The organism is Pulveribacter suum, assembly GCF_003013695.1.
Taxonomy (GTDB): domain Bacteria; phylum Pseudomonadota; class Gammaproteobacteria; order Burkholderiales; family Burkholderiaceae_C; genus Melaminivora; species Melaminivora suum.
In genome coordinates, this window is sequence record NZ_CP027792.1 from 156,522 (window position 1) to 180,833 (window position 24,312).

Genomic DNA, 24,312 nt, shown 5'->3' on the forward strand with positions numbered 1-24,312 from the left:
GAACCCCGCCATGAACGCTCCCCTGCCCCCCAACGTGCTCGACCCCGTCCTGGCCCTGGAGCGCGTCTCGCGCACCTGGGACGAGTCCATCGTGCGCGAGCTGACCGACTACATCCGCATCCCCGCCAAGTCCCCCGGCTTCGCCCCGGACTGGCGCGAGCAGGGGCACCTGGAGACGGTGCTGAGGAACGCCGCGACCTGGATCGAGGCGCAAAAGGTCGCCGGCCTCACCCTGGAAATCGTGCGCCTGCCCGGCCGCACGCCGGTGCTGGTGTTCGAGGTGGCCGCCACGCGCGCGGCCAGCCGCCAGACGGTGCTGATGTACGGCCACCTGGACAAGCAGCCCGAGTTCGACGGCTGGCGCGCCGACCTGGGGCCCTGGAGCCCCAAATACGAGGACGGCAAGCTCTATGGCCGCGGCGGCGCCGACGACGGCTACGCGGCCTATGCCAGCATCGCCGCGGTGCAGGAACTCAAGCGCCAGGGCGTCGCGCACCCGCGCATCGTCGGCCTGATCGAGACCTGCGAGGAAAGCGGCTCCGCCGACCTGCCGGCCTACATCGAGGCGCTGAAAGACAAACTGGGCGACGTGCAGCTCGTCATCTGCCTGGACTCGGGCGCCGGCAACTACGACCAGCTGTGGCTGACCACCAGCCTGCGCGGCATGGCCAGCGGCACGCTCAAGGTGGAGATCCTGACCGAGGGCGTGCACTCGGGCGATGCGTCCGGCCTGGTGCCCTCGTCGTTTCGCATCATGCGCCAGGTGCTCGACCGGCTGGAGGATTCCAGCACCGGGCGCCTGCTGCCCGCCAGCTTTCACTGCGAGGTGCCGCAAGAGCGCCTGGCCCAGGCGCGCGCCACCGCCGCCATCCTGGGCGAGGAGGTCTGGCGGCGCTTTCCCTGGGCGCATGCGGACTGCGGCGGCAGCGGCCCGGTGTTCGCCCTGCCCACCACGCAGGACCCGGTCAAGGCGCTGATCAAGCGCACCTGGGAGCCGACGCTGTCGGTGACCGGCGCCGAGGGCTTTCCGGCCCTGCAGGACGCGGGCAACGTGCTGCGGCCCTACACCGCCTTCAAGCTCAGCCTGCGCCTGCCCCCGCTGGTGGACGCCGCCAGCTGCGTGCAACAGATGAAGGCCCTGCTGGAGGACAACGCGCCGTACCAGGCCCGGGTAACGTTCGAGAGCGCCGGCGCCGCCAGCGGCTGGAACGCCCCGGATATCGCCCCCTGGTTCGGCAGCGCGCTGGACGCCGCCAGCCAGGCGCACTTCGGCGCGCCCTGCGGCTTCATCGGCCAGGGCGGCACCATCCCGCTGATGAACATGCTCAGCGAGGGCTTCCCGAAGGCGCAGATGATGGTCTGCGGCGTGCTGGGCCCCAAGAGCAACGCCCATGGCCCCAACGAGTTCCTGCACGTGCCCTATGCCAAGCGGCTGACGGCCGCGGTGGCGCAGGTTGTCGCCGCCATGCCGTGACGGGTTTGATGGTGTTTTTGGCCTCCAGCGCTTGAGGGACAAGCGCTGGCAGCTCTCAAATAAGTAGCAATCCATGCGCATCCTGCTGGCCGAGGACGAGCCCGAGCTGGCGCGCTGGCTGGTGCAGGCGCTGGCCCAGTCCGGCCTGCAGGTGGACTGGGTCAACGACGGGCGGCTGGTGCTGCCGGCGCTGCGCGGCACGCGCTACGACGCGCTGGTGCTGGACCTGGGGCTGCCCGGGCGCGAAGGCCCGGATGTGCTGGAGGGCCTGCGCGATGCCGGCCAGCAGCTGCCGGTGCTGATCCTCACGGCGCGCGACTCGCTCATGGGGCGGGTGCAGCTGCTGCGCGCCGGCGCCGACGACTTTCTGGCCAAGCCCTTCGAGATGGCCGAGCTGGAGGCGCGCCTGCTGGCCCTGGTGCGCCGCGCGCGCGGCGCCGAGCACCCGCGCTTTGCCTGCGGCCCGCTGGTGTGGGACCCGTTGAGCCAACAGCTCTTGCTGCGCCACCAGCCGCTCAAGCTCAGCGCGCGCGAGCACGCCCTGCTGCGCGCCCTGGTGCAGCACAGCGGCGAGCCCATGGCCAAGCGCGACCTGCTCGAGCGCGTCTTCGCCGACGAGGCCGACGTGCAGCCCGAGGCCGTGGAGGTGCTGGTGCACCGCCTGAGAAAGCGCCTGGAGGGCAGCGGCGTGCGCATCGCCACGCTGCGCGGCCTGGGCTACGTGCTGGAGCCCGACGCGCAAAGCGCACCCGATGGCCCGGCTTGAGCGCCCCTGGGCGCGCTGGAGCCTGCGGCGCACCCTGCTGGCGGTGCTGCTGCCGGGCCTGGCGCTGGTCATGGGGCTGGAGCTCACCGTGAGCTGGCGCAACGACCTGGCCGCCGCCAACGCGGCCTTCGACCGTTCGCTGCTGGGCGCCATCAAGGCGATGGACGCCAACATCTCCACCGACGACGGCGGCCTGTCGGTGGAGCTGCCCTACCGCATGCTCGAATTCTTCGAGCTCACCGCCAGCGGCCAGGTGTTCTACCGCGTGGCCAGCGGCGACGGCCTGGTGGAGATCGGCGACGCCGGCCTGCCTGCGCCGCCACTGCCGCTGGTGGAGGGGCGCCCGCAATTCCACGACGCGCAATTTTTCGGCGTGCCGGTGCGCGTGGGCTCGTACGCGCGGCGGCTGCCGCGGCCGCTGTCGCAGGGCTCGCACTCCGACCGGGTGCTGATCCAGGTGGCCGAGACGCTGCAAAGCCGCCAGGACTTCACGCGCCGGCTGCTGCTGGAGAGCGTGGCGCGCGACGTGCTGCTGCTGCTGGCGGCCCTGGCCCTGGTGGCGCTGGCGGTGCATGGCGCGCTGCGGCCGCTGCAACGCCTGCGCGCCGAAGTGGCTGCGCGGGGCAGCGCCGACCTGGCGCCCATCGACCCGCAGCGGGTCCCGAAGGACGTGCAGGCGCTGGTGCAGGCCATCAACCGGCACATGCAGCGCTACCAGGAGGTGCTGGGCCAGCAGCGGCGCTTCATCGACGACGCTTCGCACCAGCTGCGCACGCCCCTGACCACGCTGGCCACGCAGGTGGCGTTCGCGCTGCGCGAGCGCGACCCCGGCCGGCGCGAGGCCGCCCTGCTGGCCATGAAGGAGCAAGTGGACGGGGCCATCCGCCAGGCCAACCAGATGCTGGCGCTGGCGCGTGCCGACACCGCGCAGCTGGCCGGCGAAGGCGCGAGCGTGGACCTGCTGGCGCTGGCCGAGGGCGTGGCGCGCCAGCTCTGGCCGCTGGCGCGCCAGCAGGGCATCGACCTGGGGCTCGAGCCGCTGGCGGGCGCCGGCTGCGCGCAGCCGGCCGTGGCCCTGGGGCATGCGGCGCTGCTGCACGAGGCGCTGGCCAACGTGCTGCACAACGCCCTGCTGCACGTGCCGCGCGGCGGGCACGTCACGGTGCAGGCCGGCGTGCAGCAGGGCCAGGCGCTGCTGGCCGTGCGCGACGACGGGCCCGGCATGCCGCCCGAGGCGCGTGCGCGCGTGGGCGAGCGCTTCTTGCGCGTCGAGGGCGCTGCACCTCAGCCAGGCGCGCCGCGCGGCAGCGGCCTGGGGCTGGCCATCGCCCAGGCCATCGCCCAGCGCCATGGCGGCGCGCTCACCCTGGCCGATGCGCGCCCGGGCCAGCCGCGCCCGGGCCTGGTGGCGGCGCTGCGCTGGCCGGCCGCGCTGCCCGGAGAGCCCCTGGCAAACCAGGGATAACCCTGGTTTTTTGCGCCCTGCGCTGAAAGCCGCGCGAAAGCCGGCGTTTTCTACAGTGCCTGCTCGCCCACGTTCGTGTGCCTGCACACCGAACGCTGCCGAATTTTTTCGACTGCCGAGGAGACACACCATGAAGACACTGCGCACCACCCTTGCCACCGCCGCGCTGGCCCTGGCCAGCACCCTGGCCGCTGCCGGCCCGCTGGACAAGACCGAATGCATCGCCCCGGCCAAGCCCGGCGGCGGGTTCGACCTGACCTGCAAGCTGGCGCAGGGCGCGCTGATGGAGGGCAAATACATCAGCGACCCGATGCGCGTGAGCTACATGCCCGGCGGCATCGGCGCCGTGGCCTACAACGCCATCGTGGCCCAGCGCCCGGCCGAGAACAACACCATCGTCGCCTACTCGGGCGGCTCGCTCTTGAACCTGGCGCAGGGCAAGTTCGGCCGCTACAGCGAGTCCGACGTGCGCTGGCTGGCCGCGGTCGGCACGGACTACGGCGCCGTCATCGTCGCCGACAGCTCGCCCATCACGTCGATCGCCGACCTGGTGGCGGCCATCAAGGCCAACCCGGGCAAGGTGGTGTTCGGCGCCGGCGGCAGCGTGGGCAGCCAGGACTGGATGAAGGCCGCACTCACGGCGCGCGCCAGCGGGCTGGACCCAAAGTCCATGCGCTTCGTGGCGTTCGAGGGCGGCGGCGAGGCGCTCACGGCGCTGCAGGGCGGCCACGTGCAGGTCTATTCGGGCGACGCCTCGGAGGCCGAGGAGCAGATCAAGGCCGGCGCCAAGATCCGCGTGCTGGCCGTCATGGCCGACAAGCGACTGGAAGGCAGCATGGCCAACGTGCCCACCATGAAGGAGCTGGGCTACGACGTGCAGTGGCCCATCATCCGCGGCTTCTACATGGGCCCGAAGGTCAGCGACGCCGACTTCCGTGTCTGGAGCGACACCTTCGCCAAGATGATGGCCACGCCCGGCTACGACAAGCTGCGCGCCGAGCGCGGCCTGTTCAAGTTCGCGCTCACCGGCCCCGAGCTGGACGCCTTCATCAAGGAGCGCATGACCGCCTACCGCAAGCTGGCCGCGGACTTCGGCCTGCGCGTGACGCAGTAAGGCGTTTCAAGGCTTTTTGGCCGCTGGCGCCCTGCTGACGGGCGCCAGCCACTATCAAAACAATAGCAAAGGCACACCATGGCGGATCGCATCCTGGGCCTGCTGGCCCTGGCACTGGCCATCACCATGGCCTGGATGGCGCAAAGCTACCAGGCCGAGTTTTCCTATGAGCCCGTGGGCCCGCGCGCCTTTCCGCTGCTGCTGGCCGCCGTGCTGGCGGTCGCCGGCATGTGGCTGGCCGTGCGGCCGGGCCGCGCGGCGGATGCGACGGTCTGGCGCCCGGCGCCGGCGCTGCTGATGGTGATGGCCGCCATGGTGGTCTTTGCCCTGCTGTTCCAGACACTGGGCTTCGTGCTGGCCACCACGCTCATGGCGCTGCCCGTGGGCCGCAGCTTTGGCGGCCGGCCCCTGCCCAGCCTGGCGGCGGGCGTGGGCCTGGGTCTGGGCCTGTACTTCCTGTTCGACAAGCTGTTCGACGTGATCCTGCCCACCGGGGTGCTCGCGTTCATCCTCGGGGGACGATAGTCATGGGCGATACCCTGCAACACCTGGGCGAGGGCTTTGGCGTCGCCCTTGCGCCCATCAATCTGCTGCTGGGCCTGATCGGCTCGTTCATCGGCACCGTGGTCGGCATGCTGCCGGGGCTGGGGCCGATCAACGGCGTGGCCATCCTGATGCCGCTGGCCTTTGCGCTCAAGCTGCCGCCCGAGTCGGCGCTGATTTTGCTCACCGCCGTCTATATCGGCTGCGAGTTCGGCGGGCGCATTTCTTCCATCCTGATCAATGTGCCGGGCGACGCCGGCGCCATCATGACCGCCGTGGACGGCTACCCCATGGCCGTGAAGGGCCAGGCCGGCGTGGCGCTGTCGATCTCGGCGTGGTCGTCGTTCATCGGCTCGTTCGTGGCCTTCATCGGCATCGTGCTGGCCGCGCCGCTCTTGGCGCGCTGGGCACTGGCGTTCGGGCCGGCGGAGTATTTCGCGCTGATGTGCTTTGCCTTTGCTTGCATCACCGGCCTGATGGGCGACGCGCCCATGAAGGCGGTGCTGGCCGCCGTGCTGGGCCTGGCCCTGTCCACCGTGGGGCTGGACAGCAACTCGGGCGTGTACCGCTTCACCGCGGGCAGCGTGCACCTGTCCGACGGCATCCAGTTCGTGGTGGTGGTCATCGGGCTGTTCTCGGTCAGCGAGGTCTTGCTGATGCTGGAGCAGCACCTGGTGCAGGCGCCACCGATTCGCGCCATCGGCCGCAACCTGTTCAACCGCGCCGAGATGGCGCTGACCTGGTGGGGCACGGTGCGCTCGTCGGTGCTGGGCTTCGTCGTCGGCGTGCTGCCAGGCGCGGGCGCGACGATTGCCAGCGCCATGGCCTACACCATGGAAAAGCGCCTGTGCGACACCGAGGGCACCTTCGGCAAGGGCGACATCCGCGGCGTGGCGGCGCCGGAGGCGGCCAACAACGCTTCGGCCAACGGCTCGTTCGTGCCCATGCTGACCCTGGGCGTGCCCGGCTCGGGCACCACCGCGGTGATGGTGGGTGCGCTGTCGCTGTACAACATCACGCCCGGCCCGGCGCTGTTCACCCAGCAGCCCACGCTGGTGTGGGGCCTGATCGCCTCGATGGCCGTGTGCAACGTGCTGCTGCTGATCATGAACATCCCGATGATCGGCCTGTTCACGCGCATGCTGGCCCTGCCCAACTGGATTTTGGTGCCCGGCATCCTGGCCATCAGCGCGGTGGGGGTGTATGCCATCCACGCCACCACGTTCGACCTGGTGCTGATGGTGGTGCTGGGCATCGTGGGCTACCTGCTGCGCAAGGCCGGCGTGCCCATGGCGCCGCTGATTCTCGGCTTCGTGCTGGGCGACATGATGGAGCAGAACCTGCGCCGGGCGCTGTCGATCACCAACGGCGAGCTGGGCATCCTGTGGGAGAGCCCGATCTCCATCGGCCTGTGGGTCGGCGTGGCCACCATGCTGCTGCTGCCGCCCGTGTACCGGCGCCTGTCGCGCCGCCGCGCGGCCGCCGCTGCCGCCTGAAAGCCCAGATGGGCGTGCGGCAGCTGCGCGGCTGGGGGCTGCTGGCACTGTGCAGCGCGCCGCTGGCCGCCGCCCTGCTGGCGCTGCACGTGCCGGCGGCCGTGCTGCTGGCCTGCATGGTCAGCGCCATGGCGCTGGCCGTGCGCGGCGCGCAGCTGGCGGTGCCGCGGCGCGTTTTCGGCTGGGGCCAGGGCCTGCTGGGCTGCCTGATGGCGCAAAGCCTGCAGCCCCGCCACCTGGAGCCGCTCGTGCAGCGCTGGCCGCTGTTTCTCGCCGCCACGCTGGTGCTGATCGTGGCCAGCACCGCGCTGGGCTGGTGGCTGATGCGCCGGCAGGTCATGCCCGGCACCACGGCGCTGTGGGGCATGTCGCCCGGCGCCGCCGCCGCCATGGTGGTGCTGGCCGAGCAGTACGGCGCCGACGCGCGCCTGGTGGCCTTCATGCAATACACGCGCGTGCTGCTGGTGACGCTGGCGGCCGCCGCCGTGGCGCGCCTGGCCGGCGGCGCGCATCCGCTGGCCGCGCCCGATGTGGCCTGGTGGGGCACGCCCGGCCTGGGCCCCCTGGCGCTGACCGCGGCGCTGGTGCTGGGCGGCAGTGCGCTAGCGCGGCGTTTCGGCATCGCCGGCGGCGCCATGGTGCTGCCCCTGGTGGGCGCGGCGCTGGCGCAGGGCGTGTGGGACGTGCAGCCCGCCCTGCCGCCGGCACTGATGCTGGCAGCCTACGCGGCCATCGGCTGGAGCGTGGGGCTGCGCTTCACGCGCGCCATCTTGCTGCACGCGCTGCGCGCGCTGCCGCAGGTGCTGCTGTCCACGCTGGCGCTGATGCTGGTGGGCCTGGCCACGGGCGCCGTGCTGGTGCTGGCCGCGGGGGTGGACCCCTTGAGCGCGTTTCTCGCCACCGGCCCGGGCGGGGCCGATTCCATGGCCGTGATCGCGGCCACCAGCGCGGTGGATGCGGGTTTTGTCATGGCCATGCAGCTGGCGCGTTTTCTGATCGTGCTGGCCGTGGGGCCGGCGCTGACGCGGCGCGTGGCGCGCGCCAGCGGCGTGCAGCCGTCCCTATGATGGCGCTCCCTGCCTTACCGCCCGCCGCCGCACATGCCAACAGCCGCCCCCTCCACGCTCACCACCCGCGACGGCCGCACGCTGGCGCTGCATGACTGGGCGCCTTCCGCCGCGCAGGGCCGGCGCGCCACGGCGCTGCTGGTGCACGGCCTGGGCGAGCACGCCGGCCGCTACGGCCCTGTCGCGCAGCGGCTGAACGCCTGCGGCCTGCAGGTGCGCGGCTACGACCAGCACGGCCACGGGGCTTCGGGCGGCGCGCGCGGCGCGCTGGCCCGGGATGACCAGCTGCCGGACGATCTGGCGCAGGTGCTGGACGCCACGCGCGCCGGCATGCCTGCGGGGGAACCGCTGGTGCTCGTGGGCCACAGCATGGGCGGCCTGGTGGCGGCGGATTTCGTGGCGCGCGGCCTGCGCCCGGTCGATGCGCTGGTGCTGTCCTCGCCGGCGCTGGCGGCCTTCCTGAACCCGCTGCAAAAGCTGCTGCTGGCCACGCTGCCGCGCCTGCTGCCGAATCTGCGCGTAGGCAACGGCCTGGATGCGGATGGCCTGTCGCACGACGCACAGGTCGTGGCCGCCTACCGGGCCGATCCGCTGTGCCACGACCGCATCAGCGCCCGGCTGGCGCGCTATATCGCCACCGGCGGTGCGCCGGTGGTGGCCGCCGCGCCGCGCTGGCGCGTGCCGACGCTGTTGATGTGGGGCGAGCAAGACCGCATCGTGAACCCGGCCGGCGCCCGCGCCTTTGCCGCCGCGGCGCCGGCGGACGTGCTCACGGCGCGCGGCTTTGCCGGACTGCGCCACGAAATCTTCAACGAGCTGCAGGCCGAGCCGGTGTTCACCTTGCTGCAGGACTGGCTGGCACGCCGGGGGTGGGCCGGTGTTTGGGCCAAAAACGGCTGAAACGCCCGGCTAACAAGCGCCGGCAGCTATGCTTTAAGGAGCATCCCCGGGCGCCCACACCACCCGGTCGCGGCCCTGGCGCTTGGCGGCGTACAAGGCCTTGTCGGCGCGCTGCAGCACGGCGTCCATGCCTTCGCCGGGGCGCAGCTGCGCCGCGCCGATGGACACCGTCAGGCGGGCCGTGTCCTGGCTGGGCAGCGCCACGGGGGCGGCCGCCACGGCCTCGCGCAGGCGCGTCAGCAGGCAGGTGCCTTCGGCCGCGGTGGTGTTGCCCATGAGCAGCACGAACTCTTCGCCGCCCCAGCGCGCCAGCACGTCTGCACTGCGCACGCAGGCGGCCACGGTGCGCGCAAAGGCCTGCAGCGCGGCGTCGCCCGCGGCGTGGCCGTGGGTGTCGTTGACGGCCTTGAAATGGTCCAGGTCCAGCTGGGCGACCAGCAGCGGCCGGTGGCTGCGCCGTGCGCGCTGGATCTCCAGGTGCATCATCTCCAGCATGAAGCGCCGGTTGGGCAGGCCCGTGAGTTCGTCGCGCGTGGCCAGCTCGCGCACCTGCTCCACGGCGCGCGCCAGCTCGGCCTTTTGCTTGCGCAGCGTCTGGCGCGTGGCGTAGGCGCGCAGGTTCAGTAAGGTGCCGGCCAGCAGCACCACGGCGATCATCATCAGGTAGGCGGCGGCCAGCGCCAGCGGCTGGGCCCCTGGCGCCGTGCGCACCTGCACCCAGACCACGGCGGCGCCGAACATCAGCAGCCCGCCGGCGAGCACCCCCACCATCTGCCGGGGCGTGAGCCCGAACACCCCGAACATGAGGATCACCGCCAGGATGGGCAGCACAATGCCGCGCGCCTGCCCGGCGATCACGTAGGCGGCGGCCACGCAGGCCATGGCCGAGAGGTTCTGAAACAGCGTCATCGCCGGGTCACGCCAATGGCGGGTGCGGCCGCTGCGGATCAGGCCGTACACCGTGCCCAGGCCAGTGCAGCACACCAGCGCCCACCAGTGCACGGGCCGCGCGGGCGTCAACCCCGAAGCCACCGCCAGATACATGGCGCCGATGCAGCACAGCATGAGCAGCGCCGCCAGCACGGTCATGCCCAGGCGCAGGCGCTGGTGCGGGTCGGTGGTGAGCAGTGCGTCCAGCATGCGCTGGCGCAGGCCGCGGCGCCCGGGCCGGGCTTTCGTCGAATCCAAGCAAACTCCTTTTTCCGTGCGCCCGGGGCCGGGGCGCAGGCTGCAGGCCGGTGGCGCCCGGCCTGCCATGGCAGGTTCAGGGGTATACCGCGAAGGCGCCGGGCGCCGTGCAGGAAGAAGCCGCTTGTGCGGCAGCGCCGCCTGCCCTGCCCCGCTTCAGGCCGCCAGCGGCGCCTGGCCACGGCGATCGGCGGCGCCCAGCGCGCGCGCTGGCTTCTTGCTGGTCACCATCGCGCGGCCCCTGCGCGCCGCCCTGCGAGGCCAGCGGCAGGAACGCAGCTGCACCCGGGCCCCGGGGCCGTGGAACACGGCCGCTGAGTGCCTGGGTCGCCCCCGGGTGGCGCGTGATGCGCGCCAGCAGCGGCGCGTCGGCGGCGGCATCGCCGAAGAGGTAGCCGCCACGCAAGCAATCGGCCACCGCGCCCAGGCAGGCCTCTCAGTCCGCGCTCTCGTCCAGCCCGACATCCAGGGGCATCAGGCCAAGCCCAGCACGGCCAGCGCGGCGACCGAGGCGGTCTCGGCCCGCAACACGCGCGCGCCCAGGCTGGCAGGGGCGAAGCCGCGGGCTACGGCGGCGCCCTCTTCCTGCTCCGTCAGGCCGCCCTCGGGGCCGTGCAGCACCCAGACGGGGCCGGCGTCGCCGGCGGCCTCGCGCAGCGGGCGGCTGCCCTGCCGCAGCGACAGCAGCAACCGCGTGCCCTCGGGCTGGCCGCCCTGGCGCAGCCAGTCGGACAGGGCCAGGGGCGCGGCCACGGGCGGCACGCGGTTGCGCCCGCACTGCTCGCAGGCGGCCACGGCAATGGCCTGCCAGTGCTGCTGGCGCCGGGCGGCGCGCTCGCCCGAGAGCTTGAGCACGCTGCGCGCCGCCGCGATGGGCTGGATGCTGGCGGCGCCCAGCTCGGTGGCCTTTTCCACCAGCCAGTCCATGCGCTCGTTGGCTGGCATGCCCACGGCCAGGTGCACGGCGCGCGCGGCTTCGCGCTCGACGGCCGCGTGCGTGCCCACGGTCACCTCGACGTCGGAGCGGCCCATGCGCGCCACGGTGGCGCTCCATTCGCCGCCCTCGCCGTTGAACAGCGTCAGCGCGTCGCCCGGCTGCAGGCGCAGCACCTGCACGTGGCGCGCGGCCGTGGGCGGCAGCGCGATCTGCGCGCCGGCGGCCAGGGGCAGGGGGCAGTGAAAACGGGGCATGTGCTCTTGAAACGATAGCTGCCGGCGCTTGACTGGCAAGCGCTACGGGCCGATTTGGCTTAAATAATCAGACGCGGCCGAAGGCGTAGCCGGTGGCGGCCTGCGTGCCCTCGATCTCGTCGATCAGGCGCAAGAGCGGCGACAGCTCACGGTAGCGCCCAGCGGTCTGGCGGATGTAGCGGATGAAGCGCGGCGCGTCGGCCAGGTAGCGCGGCTTGCCGTCGCGCAAAGTGAGGCGCGCGAAGATGCCGGCGACCTTCAGGTGGCGCTGCAGCGCCATCCAGTCCACGGCGCGGTAGAACTCGCCGAAATCCTGGCCGAAGCCGCTGCTGCTGGCCGCGCCCAGGAGGCCGGCGCGGCGCGCCTTTTCCCAGTAGCGCACGGTGATGTCGATGACGAACTCTTCGTCCCAGCTGATGAAGGCGTCGCGCAGCAGGCTGGCAATGTCGTAGGTGACGGGGCCGAGCACCGCGTCCTGGAAATCCAGCACCGCCAGGCGGCCATCCGGGCCGGCCATCAGGTTGCGCATCATGAAGTCGCGGTGCACGAAGACGCTGGGCACGGCCAGGTTGCGGGCCACGATGGCGTCGAACGTGCGGGCCAGGGTGGCCTGCTGGGCGTCGCCCAGGGTAACGCCGCGGTGGCGCGCGATGTACCAATCCGGAAACAGCTGCAACTCGCGGTGCAGCAGCGCCGCGTCGTAGGGCGGCAGAGCGCCGCCCTGCGTGGCGCGCTGCCAGTCCAGCAGCACGTCCACGGCCTGCAGGTACCAGGCCTGGGCGGCCTGGGGGTCGTCCTCGCGCAAGAGCTCGATCACCGTCTGGCGGCCCACGTCGGTCAGCAGCATGAAGCCCTGCGCCTCGTCCCAGGCCAGGATGCGCGGCACGGCCAGGCCGGCCTGCTGCATCAGCGCCTGCACATGCACGAAGGGGCGGCAGTCCTCGCGCGCAGGCGGGGCGTCCATGACGATGCAGGTGGCGCCCTGCGGGCCGTCCACGCGCAGGTAGCGGCGAAAGCTAGCATCGCTGGAGGCCGGGCGCAGGCTGGCCGGCTCGAGGCCGTAGGCGGCCGCCATGGCACCCAGCCAGACGGTGAAGGCCTGCTGGCGCGCGGGGTCGTCCCAGGTCACGCTGGCGCGGTCGGGCGGCGGCGCGGCGGCCGGGGCGGAGGGGAAGGGGGGCAAGTCGCTCATGGATAATCGAATTTTAGAACCCGCTCCCGCCTGCTTCGCCGCTGCTGCTGCCCGTGCTGCCTCTTCGCCCGCGTTCCTCCCCGCCCCCGTCCCCCACCAGCCTGCCGGCACGCCACGCGCTTGCCCGGCTGGCAGCGCTGGTGCTGTGCGGCGCGCCGCTGGGCGCCCTGGCTCAGGCGCAGGAGCCGGCCCCGCCGCTGCAGCCCAGCCCCGGGCTGACCGAGGCGCTGCCCCCCGCCGTGCGCGCGCAGCAGCCGGTGTTCGTGCGCGGCGACCAGCTGTCGGGCCAGCCCGACATCGAAGCCACCATCGAGGGCAACGCCGAGCTGCGCCGCGCAGACACCCTCATCCACGCCGACCGCATGCACTACGACGTGGCCGCCGACCGCGCCCGCGCCAGCGGCAACGTGCGCATCAACCGCGCCGGCAACCGCTATGCGGGCTCGCTGCTGGACATGGAGGTGGACGCCTTCCACGGCTTCTTCAACGAGGCCAGCTACCGTTTTCTGGCCAACGGCGCGCACGGCGAGGCCTCCCGCGTGGACTTCATCGACCGCGACCACTCCGTGGTGCACGAGGCCACCTACACCACCTGCGAGCGCACCGACGAGGTCAGCTGGCAGCCCGACTGGGTGCTGCGCGCGCGCCGCATCGAACTGGACCAGGCCGAGGAAGTAGGCCGCGCCGAGGGGGCGGTGCTGGAGTTCAAGGGCGTGCCCATCCTGCCTGTGCCCTCCATCACCTTCCCGCTGTCGGACAAGCGCAAGAGCGGCCTGCTGCCGCCCACCGTGGGACTGGACACGGTGAGCGGCGTGGAATATGCCCAGCCCTACTACTGGAACATTGCGCCCAACCGCGACGCCACCTTCACCCCGATGCTGATGACGCGCCGCGGCGTGTCGCTGGCTGGCGAGTTCCGCTACCTGGAGCCGACCTACAAGGGCGAGCTGGGCGCGCAGTACATGCCCGGCGACCGCCTGCGCCACCACGACCGCTGGGCCTGGCGCGGCCAGCACAACGGCGTGCTGGACACGCCCGTGGGCGGCGTCGGCCTGGCCCTGAACATCCGCCGCGTGAGCGACGACGACTACTGGCGCGACTTCACCCAGCGCGGCAGCGGCTACAGCGGCTCGCAGATGCAGCTGGCCGAGCGCCTGCTGCCCGGCGACGCCATCCTGAACTGGGGCCGCAATGACCACAGCGTGATGCTGCGCACCCTGAAGTGGCAGACGCTGCAGGACCCGTTCGCGCCCATCGCTCCGCCGTACGACCGCCTGCCCCAGCTGCACTGGCGCTACGCGCCCGGCCAGCTGCCCGCCGGGCTGGACGCCAGCGTGGAAGCCGACTACACGCACTTTTCGGCCGACCGGCGCTTTTATGCCCAGCCCAACGCGCGGCGCAGCTACGCGATGGCGCAGGTCAGCCGGCCCTTCCTGGCGCCCGCCGGCTTCGTCACGCCGCGGCTGCAGCTGCACGCCACCAGCTACGAGTTCGACGCGCCCCTGGCCAACGGCCAGCGCTCGGCCACGCGCACCCTGCCCACCTTCAGCCTGGACAGCGGCCTGGTCTTCGAGCGCGACGCCCACTTCTTCGGCCGCGGCTTTCTGCAGACGCTGGAGCCGCGCGCCTTCTACACCTACACGCCGTACCGCGACCAGAGCCTGCTGCCGGTGTACGACACGGCGGCCACGGACTTCAACTTCGCCTCCATCTACACGGAGAACGCCTTCGGCGGCAACGACCGCCTGGCCGACAACAACCTGCTGACGCTGGGCGTGACCACCCGGCTGCTGGATCCGGACACCGGCGCCGAGGCCGCGCGCTTCGGGCTGGCCCAGCGCCTGCGCTTTTCCGACCAGCGCGTGACCATGCCCGGCGGCTCGCCCACCAGCGAGCGGCTGTCGGACGTGCTGCTGGGCGCCGGCATCAACTGGACGCCGCAGTGGGGCGTGGACGGCACCGTGCAGTACAACCCCAAGGACGGGCGCTCCATGCGCACCACCATCGGCGCGCGCTACTCGCCCGGGGCCTACCGCACGGTGAGCGCCGCCTACCGCATGCAAAAGGTGACCGACCTGATCACCGAGCCCAGCAAGCAGCTGGACGTGGGCTGGCAGTGGCCGCTGAACGACCTGTGGGGCGACCGGCGCAGCACGCCCAGCGAGAGCGCCGGGCGCTGGTACAGCGTGGGCCGGCTCAACTACAGCCTGCAGGACCGCAAGCTGGTGGACACCGTGGTGGGGCTGGAATACGAGAGCTGCTGCTGGATCGGCCGCGTGGTGCTGGAGCGCCTGCAGCGCAGCGTCAGCTCGTCGAGCACGCGCGTCATGCTGCAGCTGGAATTCGTCGGCCTGTCGCGCCTGTCGCTGGGCGCCAACCCGCTGGCCTCGCTGCGCCAGCACGTGCCGCGCTACCAGTACCTGCGCGAGACCGTCACCCAGCCCAGCCGCTTCACCCAGTACGATTGACGGCTGCCTGCCCGCGCTCTGTGTTTCTGCTTGCGCCGGCGGCCCTTTTTTCCCCGAAACGCACCTGACCCTCGCCATGAAACACCGCGCTTTGTCTCTGGGCCTGGCCTGCCTGTCCGCCCTCGCAGCAACGCTGGCCAGCGCGCCCGCGCAGGCGCAGGGCCTGCGCCTGCCCCCGGCCGTGGGCACCTCTTTGCCTGCTGCAGGCGGCAGTGCGCCGTCCGCCGGCGTGCGCGCCGCCGACTACATCGTGGCCGTCGTCAACTCCGAGCCCATCACCAACAACGAGGTGCGCCAGCGCGCCGAGCGCCTGGCCCAGCAGATGGCCGGCCAGGCCCTGCCGCCGCCGGGCGCCCTGGCCAAGGAGGTGCTCGAGCGCCTGATCATGGAAAAGGTGCAGGTGCAGCTGGCGCGCGACAGCGGCATCAAGGTGGACGACTGGGCCGTGAACCAGGCCGCCGAGAACGTGGCGCGGCAAAACAGCGTCAGCACCGACGAGATGTACCGCCGCCTGGCGGCCGACGGCATCAGCCGCGAGCGCTTTCGCGAGGAGCTGCGCAGCCAGCTGCTGGCGCTGCGCGTGCGCGAGCGCGACGTGGAGTCGCGCGTGCGCGTGAGCGAGCTGGACGTGGACCAGTACCTGCGCGAGCAGCAGCAGGCCACCGCCCCGGCCAGGGTCGAGCTGAACCTGGGCCACATCCTGATCCAGGTGCCCGAGAGCGCCTCGCCCGCGCAGGCCTCGGAGCTGGAAAAGCGCGCCCGCCAGGTCATGGAGCAGCTGCAGGCCGGCGGCGACTTCGGCGGGCTGGCGCGCCAGTATTCCGACGCGGCCGAGGGCCGCAGCGGCGGCGAGCTGGGCCTGCGCCCCGCCGACCGCTACCCCGAGCTGTTCGTGAGCGCCACGCGGGGCGCGGCCGTGGGCGCAGTGGTGGGGCCGGTGCGCTCGGCGGCAGGCTTTCACATCCTGAAAGTGATCGAGCGCAGCCGCGCCGGCGCCGTGCCGGCCATGGTGGTGCAAAACCACGCGCGCCACATCCTGCTGCGCCTGCAGCCGGGCAGGACCGAGCGCCAGGCGGCCGAGCAGCTGGAGGAGCTGCGCACGCGCGTGGCCAGCGGCCGTGCCGACTTCGCCGAGCTGGCACGCGAGTATTCGCAGGACGGCAGCGCCAAGAGCGGCGGCGACCTGGGCTGGGCCTCGCCCGGGCGCTACGTGCCCGAGTTCGAGGAGGTGCTCGAGCGCCTGGCGCCCGGCGAGATCAGCCATCCGGTGGTGTCGCGCTTTGGCGTGCACCTGATCCAGCTGCTGGAGCGGCGCGAGGCCAAGCTGAGCCAGCGCGAGCAGCGCGACATGGTGCGCGACGCGGTGCGCGAGAAAAAGCTCGACGAAGCCTTTGCCAACTGGCTGCAGGAGGCGCGCGCGCGCGCCTACGTCGAGTACCGCGAACCCCCCGCGCTTTGACGAAAAAGCCCATGGCCGCAGCAAGCCGCCCCCACGTCGCGCGCAAGCGCTTCGGCCAGCACTTCCTGTCCGACGCCGGCATCATCGACGCCATCGTGCGCGCCATCGACCCGCGCCCGGGGCAGCCGGTGGTGGAGATCGGCCCCGGCCTGGCGGCCCTGACCCAGCCGCTGGTGGAGCGCCTGGGGCGCCTCACGGTGATCGAGCTGGACCGTGACCTGGCCGCGCGGCTGCGCCAGCACCCGCAGCTTGAGGTCATCGAATCCGATGTGCTGAAAGTGGACTTCGCGCAGGTGGCGCAAGCGCTGGCAGCTCCTAAATTGAGAGTGGTGGGCAACCTGCCCTACAACATCTCCACGCCCATCCTGTTCCATCTGCTGGGGCACGTGCAGGCCATCGAAGACCAGCACTTCATGCTGCAAAAGGAAGTCATCGACCGCATGGTGGCCCGGCCGGCCACGGCTGCCTACGGGCGCTTGTCGGTCATGCTGCAGTGGCGCTACGCCATGGAGGACGTGCTGTTCGTGCCGCCGGACGCCTTCGAGCCGCCCCCGCGCGTGGACAGCGCCGTGGTGCGCATGGTGCCCCTGGCCGAGCCGCCGGCCGTGGATGTGGCGCTGCTGTCAGAGCTGGTGCAGGTCGCCTTCAGCCAGCGCCGCAAGATCCTGCGCCACGCCCTGGGCGCCTGGCTGCAGGCTCGCGGCTTCACCGGCAGCTTCGAGCTGCAGCGCCGCGCCGAGGAAGTGCCCGTCCAGGAATACGTGGCGCTGGCGCAGGCATTGCTACCAAAATAAGAGCTGCCAGCGCTTGCTCAGCAAGCCTCAGAGCCGCTTTTTAACGCAACATCCACCCCCCCCAGCCGCCCCAGGCCAGCAGACGCCGTGGGTCCGGCTCCGCCGGCCCAGTGGCGTCGTCCCCCTTCCCGAATGGCGCAGCCAGTCGAGAGAAGGGGGAAGCGGCAAAGCCGCGCAAGGGGATGCTCCGAGCTATGCCGCAGCGAGCCAGTAGCCCGCGTTGAAGGGGCTGCTCATGCGCAGCGCCAGCGGCGTGACGTCCACCGGCATGCCGCCCTCCACGGGGATCTCGATGGTGATGGCCTGTTGCGCGGCGCCGACTGGCGCCTCGCTGGCCCGTTCCGCCTGGCCGGCGGATGCGGAACGGGCTACAGAAAAGAATAGAAGCAGCGAAAGGCGATCTTGCGCTCGGCCCAGTAGTCGGCGGCCTCGCGGAACACGTCCAGCAGCTGCTCGCGCACTTCCTTGTCGAACTTGGCCGTGACCGGAATCTGGTCCAGCACCAGCACGAAGCCCGGCTGCGGGCCGCACTTGTGCAGCGGGTCGGTCAGGCAGTCGTACAGGGCGTCAAAGTTCTTGCCGAAGTGCGCCGGAAAGGTGAATTGCGACGCGATCAGCTCCAGCACGTCCTGCTTGGTTTGCGCGTGCGCCAGGTTGGCATACAGGAAATGATGACCCAGCGTGCCCGCAGTCTCCTGCAGGTCGTGCACCCGGAAGGCGCGGATGGACTGCACGATGTTGGGGCGCACTGCGCGTAACAGGGCTTCCTGGTCCTTACTACGAAGTGGCGTTTGCATCTCCGTTGCTCTTTCTCTCAGAGGTCCACAAAAACAGGCATCCGCCGGTGCACGCTGTACGCATGCGCCGGCGGATGGGTGATTTCAGCGCGGCAGCCCCGCGGGGCGCCGCATGCGGCCGCAGCAGGCGGGGGCTGCGCGGTCACGGTGTGATTTCCCGGAAGCTCGCGTAATGGTCGCCGCTGTAGTAACAGGTATCGGGCGTGCGCGGTGCGCCGCCGCAAACGATGCGCCGGGCGCCCCGGTGGCGCACGCCGGGCGTGCGCACGGTGTACTCGCGCCAATAGCCGCGCCGCTGCTGAGGCAGCAGCCGCTCGCGGTTGCCAAAGACCGCGCCGTCCTTGTCATGGGGGAAGGGGCCGCCCGCATGGATCAGCGCGTAGGTGGCGCGCCCCTGGGCGGGCAGATCGGCCAGGGTGATGGCGGTGCCGGCCTGCGCTGTGGAGCGCGCCGACACAACCACCGGCGCCAGCACGACCGCAGCACCCACAGCGCACGCTACAAACGCCTTGCACGCCGCAAGGGCACCGGCCTGGAACATCACAATACCTTTCAAAAACTCCGGGTTAACCCGAAATTTCGACCCGGTAGTGTGACAAAAAGGGCGCACGAAGGCAAGCGCATGCCCAAAAAATGGGCAGCGCAATGGGCTTTTCAACGACTGGTGTTGGCGTCGGCCACCGTCAGCGCCGTCATGTTGACGATGCGTCGCACCGTGGCGCTGGGGGTCAGCACCTGCACCGGGGCGCCCGCGCCCAGCAGCATGGGACCGATGGCGATGCCGCCGCCGGCGGCCGTCTTCAGCAGGTTGTAGGAGATGTTGGCCGCGTCGATGTTGGGCATGACCAGCAAATTGGCGCTGCCCGACAGGGTGCTGTGGGGCATGAGCTCCACGCGCTCCTTCTCGTTCAGGGCCACGTCGCCGTGCATCTCGCCGTCCACCTCCAGCCAGGGCGCCTGCTCGCGCAGCAGCTCCAGGGTGCGGCGCATCTTCACGGCGCTTGCGTGGTTGCTGGAGCCGAAATTGGAGTGCGACAGCAGCGCCGCCTTCGGGCGGATGCCAAAGCGCATGATCTCCTCGGCCGCCATGACGGTGATCTCGGCCAGCTGCTCGGCGCTGGGGTCGTAGTTGACGTGCGTGTCCACCACGAAGACCTGGCGGTCGGGCAGCAGCAGCGCATTCATGCACGCATAGGTGGCCGCGCCGGCGCGCTTGCCGATGACCTGGTCGATGTAGTTCAGGTGGTGCACCGTGTGGCCCCAGGTGCCGCAAATGAGGCCGTCCACCTCGCCCTTGTGCAGCAGCATGGAGCCGATCAGCGTCAGGCGCCGGCGCATCTCGATCTTTGCGATCGGCACCGTCACGCCGCGCCGCTCGGTCATGCGGTGGTAGGTCTGCCAGAAGTCGCGGTAGCGGTGGTCGTCCTCGACGTTCACCACGTCATAGTCCACGCCCTCTTTCAGGCGCAGGCCGAACTTCTCGATGCGCTGGGCAATGATGGCCGGCCGCCCGATCAGCGTGGGCCGGGCGACGTGCTCGTCCACCACGATCTGCGCGGCGCGCAGTACGCGCTCCTCCTCGCCCTCGGAGAACGCCACGCGCTTGGCCGCAGCGTTCTTGGCCACCATGAAGATGGGCTTCATGATGGTGCCGGAGGCATACACGAAGGTCTGCAGCTGGTCGCGGTAGGCGTCCATGTCGGCCACGGGGCGCTGGGCCACGCCGGAGTCGAACGCCGCCTGGGCCACGGCCGGCGCGATCTTCATCATCAGCCGCGGGTCAAACGGCTTGGGGATGAGGTAGTTGGGACCGAAGGCCAGGGGCTCGCCGGCATAGGCGGCGGCCACCACCTCGCTTTGCTCGGCCTGGGCCAGCTCGGCGATGGCATGCACCGCGGCGATCTCCATCTCGGTGGTGATGGTGGTCGCGCCGCAGTCCAGCGCGCCGCGGAAGATGTAGGGAAAGCACAGGACGTTGTTGACCTGGTTGGGGTAGTCCGTGCGGCCGGTGGCGATGATGGCGTCGCCGCGCACCTCGCGCACGTCCTCGGGGGCAATCTCCGGGTTGGGGTTGGCCAGGGCGAAGACCAGCGGGCTGGCGGCCATCTTGGCCACCATGTCCTTTTTCAGCACGCCGCCGGCCGACAGGCCCAGGAACACGTCTGCGCCCTCGATGACCTGGCTCAAGGTGCGCAGGTCGGTAGCTTGTGCGAACTGCGCCTTGTCCTCGTCCATCAGCTCCGGGCGGCCGCGATAGACCACGCCGGCGATGTCGGTCACCCAGATGTTCTCGCGCGGCAGGCCCAGCTTGACCAGCAGCCCCAGGCAGGCCAGCGCCGCCGCGCCCGCGCCGGAGGCCACCAGCTTGACCTGATTGATGTCCTTGCCCGCCACCTTCAGGCCGTTCAGGATGGCCGCGCCCACGACGATGGCCGTGCCGTGCTGGTCGTCGTGAAAGACCGGGATGCTCATGCGCTCGCGCAGCTTGCGCTCGACGTAGAAGCAGTCCGGCGCCTTGATGTCTTCCAGGTTGATGCCGCCAAAGGTCGGCTCCAGGCTGGCGATGATCTCGACGAGCTTTTCCGGGTCTTTTTCGTTGATCTCGATGTCGAACACGTCGATGCCCGAGAACTTCTTGAACAGAACGCCCTTGCCCTCCATGACCGGCTTGCCGGCCAGCGGGCCGATGTCGCCCAGGCCCAGCACCGCCGTGCCGTTGGTGACCACGCCCACCAGGTTGCCGCGCGCTGTGTAGCGGAAGGCGGCAGCCGGGTCCTTGACGATTTCCTCGCACGGTGCGGCCACGCCGGGCGAGTAGGCCAGCGCCAGGTCGTGCTGGTTGATCATCTGCTTGGTGGCGGCAATGGTGATCTTGCCGGGCTGGGGAAACTCGTGGTATTCGAGGGCCGCGCGGCGCAGCAGGGCGCGTTTGTCAGCGGGGGCAGGGGTCGAGGGGGTCGAGGGGGCCGTGGTGTCGGGCATGCGGGCGTCTCCAGCTTCGGAAAAGGGGTGCGCTGCACGGCTGCCGGGCCCGGACCGCCGGGGCCCTGCGTGGCGAGCGGTACAGGGGGACGGTCATTGTAGGAGCGGGCCGCGCCCTGCCCCTGCGCCGGCCCGGGCGCGCCCGGGGTGAAACACTTTTGCCGCGCAGGCGCCCAATATGCCGCCGGACCGCGCTGCAGAAATATCAATGAAAATAGCTGCCGGCGCTTGTGCAGCAAGCGCCGGCAGCTATTAATTCAGGAGCAGCGTCAGGCCGTCTCGGCCAGCGCGTCGCCCAACGCGCTCACCAGCCGCTCCAGCTCCGACTCGGTACTGATGAAGGGCGGCGCCAGCTGGATGGTGTCGCCGCCGTAGCGCACATAGAAGCCCTTGTCCCAGCACTTCATGGCGACCTCGTAGGGCCGGCGGGCCGGCTCGCCCGGCGCCGAGGCGACGGTGAAACCGGCAGCCAGGCCGAAGTTGCGGATGTCCAGCACGTGCTTCGCTCCTTGCAGGCCGTGCACGGCGCGCTCGAAAACGGGCGCCAGCGCCTTCACGCGCGCCGGCATGTCTTCCTTGTGCAGCACGTCCAGCACCGCGTTGCCGGCGGCGCAGGCCACCGGGTGGGCCGAGTAGGTGTAGCCGTGCGGGAACTCCACCAGGTACTCCGGCCCGCCCGCGCCCATGAAGGTGTCGTAGATAGCCTTGCTGACGACGCAGCCGCCCAGCGGCTGCGCGCCGTTGGTCACCTGCTTGGCGAAATTCATGATGTCGGGCGTAACACCAAAGACCTCCGCGCCCGTCCAGCCGCCGGCGCGGCCAAAGGCCGTGATGACCTCGTCGAAAATCAGCAGGATGCCGTGCTGCGTGCAGATCTCGCGCAGGCGCTGCAGGTAGCCCTGGGGCGGGATGACGACCCCGGCCGAGCCCGAGAACGGCTCGACGATGACGGCGGCGATGTTGCTCGCGTCGTGCAGGTTGATCACGTCCAGCAGCTTGTCGGCCAGCGCGCGCCCATCGGTGTCCGGCATGCCCTTGTGGAACGACCCCAGCGGCGGCTGGGTGTGCGGGATGTGGTCGGCCTCGATCCCCTGGCCAAAGGTCTTGCGGTTGCCCACCATCCCGCCCACCGACACGCCGCCGAAGTTCACGCCGTGGTAGCCCTTCTCGCGCCCGATCAGCCGCGTCTTGCCGGCCTGGCCCCTGGCACGCCAGTAGGCGCGCGCCATCTTGAGCGAGGTGTCGGCCGCCTCCGAGCCGGACGAGGTGAAGAACACATAGTCCAGCCCGTCGGGCGTCAGCTCCTTGATGCGGTTGGCCAGCTCGAACGCCGCCGGGTGGCCGAACTGGAAGGCGGGGCAGTAGTCCAGCGTGGCGGCGGCGCGGCCGATCGCCTGCGCGATGTCCTGGCGGCCATGCCCCAGGCCCGAGCACCACAGGCCCGACAGGCCGTCGAAGATCTTGCGGCCTTCCGCATCGGTGTAGTACGCGCCCTCGCCCGAGACGATCATGCGCGGGCGGGCCTTGAAGTTGCGGTTGCCGGTAAAGGGCATCCAGTGGGCGTCCAGCCAGGCGGCGTCCATGCGCGGCGCGCTGGCGTTGGCAGGCGTGTCGTCGATCACGGTGAAGGTCATGGCGGTCTCCTGGGGCGGTGGGGTCAAGAAAGCAGCCATTGTGGGCAGCGGTGATAAATTCATGAAGCCACAAATATCCACGTTCACTTGAGAGTTCATGCAAGCAAAAGCCCCGACCCGCCCGCGCGCCGTGCTGGGCCAGCTCTCGGACATGGACCTGCGCCTGCTGCAGGTCTTCAAGGCCGTGGTGGAGTGCGGCGGCATGGCCGCGGCCGAGCTGGAGCTGAACATCGGCACCAGCACCGTCAGCCGCCACGTGAGGGACCTGGAGACGCGCCTGGGCCTGACGCTGTGCCGGCGCGGGCGCGCGGGCTTTGCCCTGACGCCCGAGGGCCAGCGGGTGTATGAGGAAACGCTGCGCCTGCTGGCCTCGGTGCGCGGCTTTCTGGCCAGCGTGGACGACATCCACGCGCGCATGGGCGGCCAGCTGGCCGTGGCGGTATTCGACAAGACCGCCAGCAACCCGGCCGCGCGCATCGGCGCGGCGATCGCTGCCTTCAGCGCCCAGGCACCGCACGTGCAATTGCAGCTGCACGTGGGCGCGCTGCCGGCCATCGAGCGCGGGGTGATGGACGGCAGCTTTCACGTAGGCATCGTGCCGGCGCACCGCAGCTCGCAAAGCCTGGTCTATGCCGACCTGTTCGGCGAGACCATGCTGCTGTACTGCGGCGCCGGCCACCCGCTGTTCGGCGCCGCGCACGACGCGCTCACCTGGGACGCGCTGCGCGAGCACCCGTTCGCCGGGCTGGGCTACCACTCGCCCAACATGGAGCTGAGCCACCAGGCGCAGCTGGCGCGCAGCGCCACGGGCTTCGATCAGGAATCGATCGCCACGCTGGTGCTGTCCGGGCGCTTCCTGGGCTTTCTGCCCGACCACTACGCCGCGGACTTCGAGCAGCGCGGCCGCATGCAGGCGGTGCGGCCTGCGCTGTTTCGCTACGACTGCCGTTTCGTCAGCGTCCTGCGCCGCCCGCCGCAGGTGCCGCGCGCGGCGCAGCTGTTCCAGCAGTGCCTGGTGAAGGCGCATGCAGTCATTTGAACGAAAACTGCCTCCAGCGCCCGCCCACCCAGCGCTGCCAGCTATCAAATGAGTAGTGATGGAGCCACCACCCTCCAGCCGCGCGGCAACCTGCCGATAACAAGGCCACCATGACCTCCATCGCCGCCACCGCTTCTTCCGGCCTGCAGGCCGCCCAGCTGCGCCTGGCTGCCAGCGCACACAACGTGGCCAACGCCGGCACAGCGGGCTTTCACCGCCAGGAGGTCGCCCAGCAGGCCGCGCCGGCCCTGGGCGGAGTGCAGGCGCAAGTCGCCCAGGCGGCGCAGCCGGGCGTGCCGCTGGAGGCCGAGGCCGTGGAGCAGATCGCCGCCGCCTACGCCTTCAAGGCCAACGTGCTGGTACTGCGCACGGCTCAGGACATCGCCGGCACGCTGCTGGACGAGCGCGCCTGAACGCCCGCCGTGCGCCGGCGCAGCGTCCGCTCCCAGGTTTTTTCGTGGAAGAAGAAGGCAAAAGCCTGCACCGTGGGCTCCAGCAGGCTCAGGGTGAGCGAGGCCAGCAGGTTGCCCGTGACCAGGTAGGCCACGGTGGCGGCCACGCAAATGTGGATGACGTAGTAGCTGGCCGTCTTCATCAAGGTCAGGCGGTTGTGCTGCAGGGCGGTGCGGATGCGGCTCATGGCGGGCTCCTGGAAAAGAATACCTAAATAGTATTCATTCTCATCTGAAGGCGCCAATCGGTTTTTTCTACCCTCCCCATAGCCACGGGCCGCGGGCAAACGC

The 24,312-nt window shown here is 70.9% G+C and carries 21 protein-coding genes; 13 read left to right on the forward strand and 8 right to left on the reverse strand.

Going from position 1 to position 24,312, the window contains the following annotated elements; translation table 11 throughout:
- The first annotated feature begins 10 nt into the window (after nt 1-10).
- From C7H73_RS00730 to C7H73_RS00765, 8 genes are all read left to right on the forward strand, one after another.
- Entirely contained in the window at nt 11-1,474 is a 1,464-nt protein-coding gene (locus C7H73_RS00730) for a M20 family metallopeptidase (RefSeq protein WP_106847475.1), read from the forward strand.
- A gap of 73 nt (nt 1,475-1,547) precedes the next feature.
- Nucleotides 1,548-2,240, forward strand: a complete 693-nt coding sequence (locus C7H73_RS00735; RefSeq protein ID WP_106844896.1) for a response regulator — start codon at nt 1,548-1,550, stop codon at nt 2,238-2,240.
- On the forward strand, nt 2,227-3,705 hold the full coding sequence (locus C7H73_RS00740) for a sensor histidine kinase (RefSeq protein ID WP_106844897.1): 1,479 nt from the start codon (nt 2,227-2,229) through the stop codon (nt 3,703-3,705). Before C7H73_RS00735 ends, C7H73_RS00740 begins: the two co-directional genes overlap by 14 nt.
- A gap of 130 nt (nt 3,706-3,835) precedes the next feature.
- The gene (locus C7H73_RS00745) at nt 3,836-4,819 is read left to right on the forward strand and encodes a Bug family tripartite tricarboxylate transporter substrate binding protein (RefSeq protein WP_106844898.1); all 984 of its coding nucleotides are present in this window, start codon (nt 3,836-3,838) and stop codon (nt 4,817-4,819) included.
- Nucleotides 4,820-4,897: 78 nt separating this feature from the next.
- Entirely contained in the window at nt 4,898-5,344 is a 447-nt protein-coding gene (locus C7H73_RS00750) for a tripartite tricarboxylate transporter TctB family protein (protein WP_106844899.1), read from the forward strand.
- 2 nt (nt 5,345-5,346) lie between these two features.
- Nucleotides 5,347-6,858 carry a tripartite tricarboxylate transporter permease gene (locus tag C7H73_RS00755; protein ID WP_106844900.1) on the forward strand — a complete coding sequence of 504 codons (1,512 nt, stop codon included), beginning with the start codon at nt 5,347-5,349 and terminating at the stop codon, nt 6,856-6,858.
- An 8-nt stretch (nt 6,859-6,866) separates the two neighbouring features.
- Nucleotides 6,867-7,925, forward strand: coding sequence for an AbrB family transcriptional regulator (locus C7H73_RS00760; RefSeq protein WP_106844901.1), 1,059 nt, complete (start codon nt 6,867-6,869; stop codon nt 7,923-7,925).
- Between the two features lie 33 nt (nt 7,926-7,958).
- Nucleotides 7,959-8,825: an alpha/beta hydrolase gene (locus C7H73_RS00765; protein ID WP_106844902.1), complete on the forward strand. Its 867-nt coding sequence runs from the start codon at nt 7,959-7,961 to the stop codon at nt 8,823-8,825.
- A 33-nt stretch (nt 8,826-8,858) separates the two neighbouring features.
- Here C7H73_RS00765 and C7H73_RS00770 read toward each other — a convergent pair whose 3' ends face one another.
- From C7H73_RS00770 to C7H73_RS00780, 3 genes are all read right to left on the reverse strand, one after another.
- Nucleotides 8,859-9,914: a GGDEF domain-containing protein gene (locus tag C7H73_RS00770; protein WP_106847476.1), complete on the reverse strand. Its 1,056-nt coding sequence runs from the start codon at nt 9,912-9,914 to the stop codon at nt 8,859-8,861.
- Between the two features lie 573 nt (nt 9,915-10,487).
- Nucleotides 10,488-11,204 (reverse strand): 16S rRNA (uracil(1498)-N(3))-methyltransferase, encoded by a 717-nt coding sequence (locus C7H73_RS00775; protein ID WP_106844903.1) that lies wholly within the window; start codon nt 11,202-11,204, stop codon nt 10,488-10,490.
- A 67-nt stretch (nt 11,205-11,271) separates the two neighbouring features.
- Nucleotides 11,272-12,396 (reverse strand): aminoglycoside phosphotransferase family protein, encoded by a 1,125-nt coding sequence (locus C7H73_RS00780; RefSeq protein ID WP_106844904.1) that lies wholly within the window; start codon nt 12,394-12,396, stop codon nt 11,272-11,274.
- A gap of 53 nt (nt 12,397-12,449) precedes the next feature.
- Between C7H73_RS00780 and C7H73_RS00785 the strand changes: the two genes are divergently transcribed.
- The 3 genes from C7H73_RS00785 to rsmA all read left to right on the forward strand — a co-directional run bounded on the left by C7H73_RS00785 (nt 12,450) and on the right by rsmA (nt 17,117).
- Entirely contained in the window at nt 12,450-14,864 is a 2,415-nt protein-coding gene (locus tag C7H73_RS00785) for an LPS-assembly protein LptD (protein WP_405124773.1), read from the forward strand.
- Between the two features lie 76 nt (nt 14,865-14,940).
- Entirely contained in the window at nt 14,941-16,323 is a 1,383-nt protein-coding gene (locus C7H73_RS00790; RefSeq protein ID WP_106844906.1) for a peptidylprolyl isomerase, read from the forward strand.
- A gap of 11 nt (nt 16,324-16,334) precedes the next feature.
- Complete coding sequence (rsmA, locus tag C7H73_RS00795) at nt 16,335-17,117, forward strand: 16S rRNA (adenine(1518)-N(6)/adenine(1519)-N(6))-dimethyltransferase RsmA (RefSeq protein ID WP_106844907.1); 783 nt, start codon at nt 16,335-16,337, stop codon at nt 17,115-17,117.
- 368 nt (nt 17,118-17,485) lie between these two features.
- On the opposite strand, the gene C7H73_RS00800 is transcribed toward rsmA, so the two are convergent.
- The 4 genes from C7H73_RS00800 to C7H73_RS00815 all read right to left on the reverse strand — a co-directional run bounded on the left by C7H73_RS00800 (nt 17,486) and on the right by C7H73_RS00815 (nt 22,530).
- A complete protein-coding gene (locus C7H73_RS00800) occupies nt 17,486-17,914 on the reverse strand; it encodes a barstar family protein (protein ID WP_106844908.1) in 429 nt (142 codons plus the stop codon).
- Between the two features lie 142 nt (nt 17,915-18,056).
- Nucleotides 18,057-18,455, reverse strand: a complete 399-nt coding sequence (locus tag C7H73_RS00805; protein ID WP_106844909.1) for a ribonuclease domain-containing protein — start codon at nt 18,453-18,455, stop codon at nt 18,057-18,059.
- 113 nt (nt 18,456-18,568) lie between these two features.
- Entirely contained in the window at nt 18,569-20,896 is a 2,328-nt protein-coding gene (locus tag C7H73_RS00810; RefSeq protein WP_106844910.1) for an NADP-dependent malic enzyme, read from the reverse strand.
- Nucleotides 20,897-21,165: 269 nt separating this feature from the next.
- Nucleotides 21,166-22,530 carry an aspartate aminotransferase family protein gene (locus C7H73_RS00815; RefSeq protein ID WP_106844911.1) on the reverse strand — a complete coding sequence of 455 codons (1,365 nt, stop codon included), beginning with the start codon at nt 22,528-22,530 and terminating at the stop codon, nt 21,166-21,168.
- Between the two features lie 97 nt (nt 22,531-22,627).
- Here C7H73_RS00815 and C7H73_RS00820 point away from each other — a divergent pair, with 97 nt between their 5' ends.
- Nucleotides 22,628-23,569, forward strand: a complete 942-nt coding sequence (locus C7H73_RS00820; RefSeq protein WP_106844912.1) for a LysR family transcriptional regulator — start codon at nt 22,628-22,630, stop codon at nt 23,567-23,569.
- A 110-nt stretch (nt 23,570-23,679) separates the two neighbouring features.
- A complete protein-coding gene (locus C7H73_RS00825) occupies nt 23,680-23,982 on the forward strand; it encodes a flagellar basal body protein (protein ID WP_106844913.1) in 303 nt (100 codons plus the stop codon).
- On the opposite strand, the gene C7H73_RS00830 is transcribed toward C7H73_RS00825, so the two are convergent.
- A complete protein-coding gene (locus C7H73_RS00830) occupies nt 23,943-24,209 on the reverse strand; it encodes a DUF2061 domain-containing protein (RefSeq protein WP_106844914.1) in 267 nt (88 codons plus the stop codon). The genes C7H73_RS00825 and C7H73_RS00830 overlap by 40 nt on opposite strands.
- Nucleotides 24,210-24,312 lie beyond the last annotated feature (103 nt).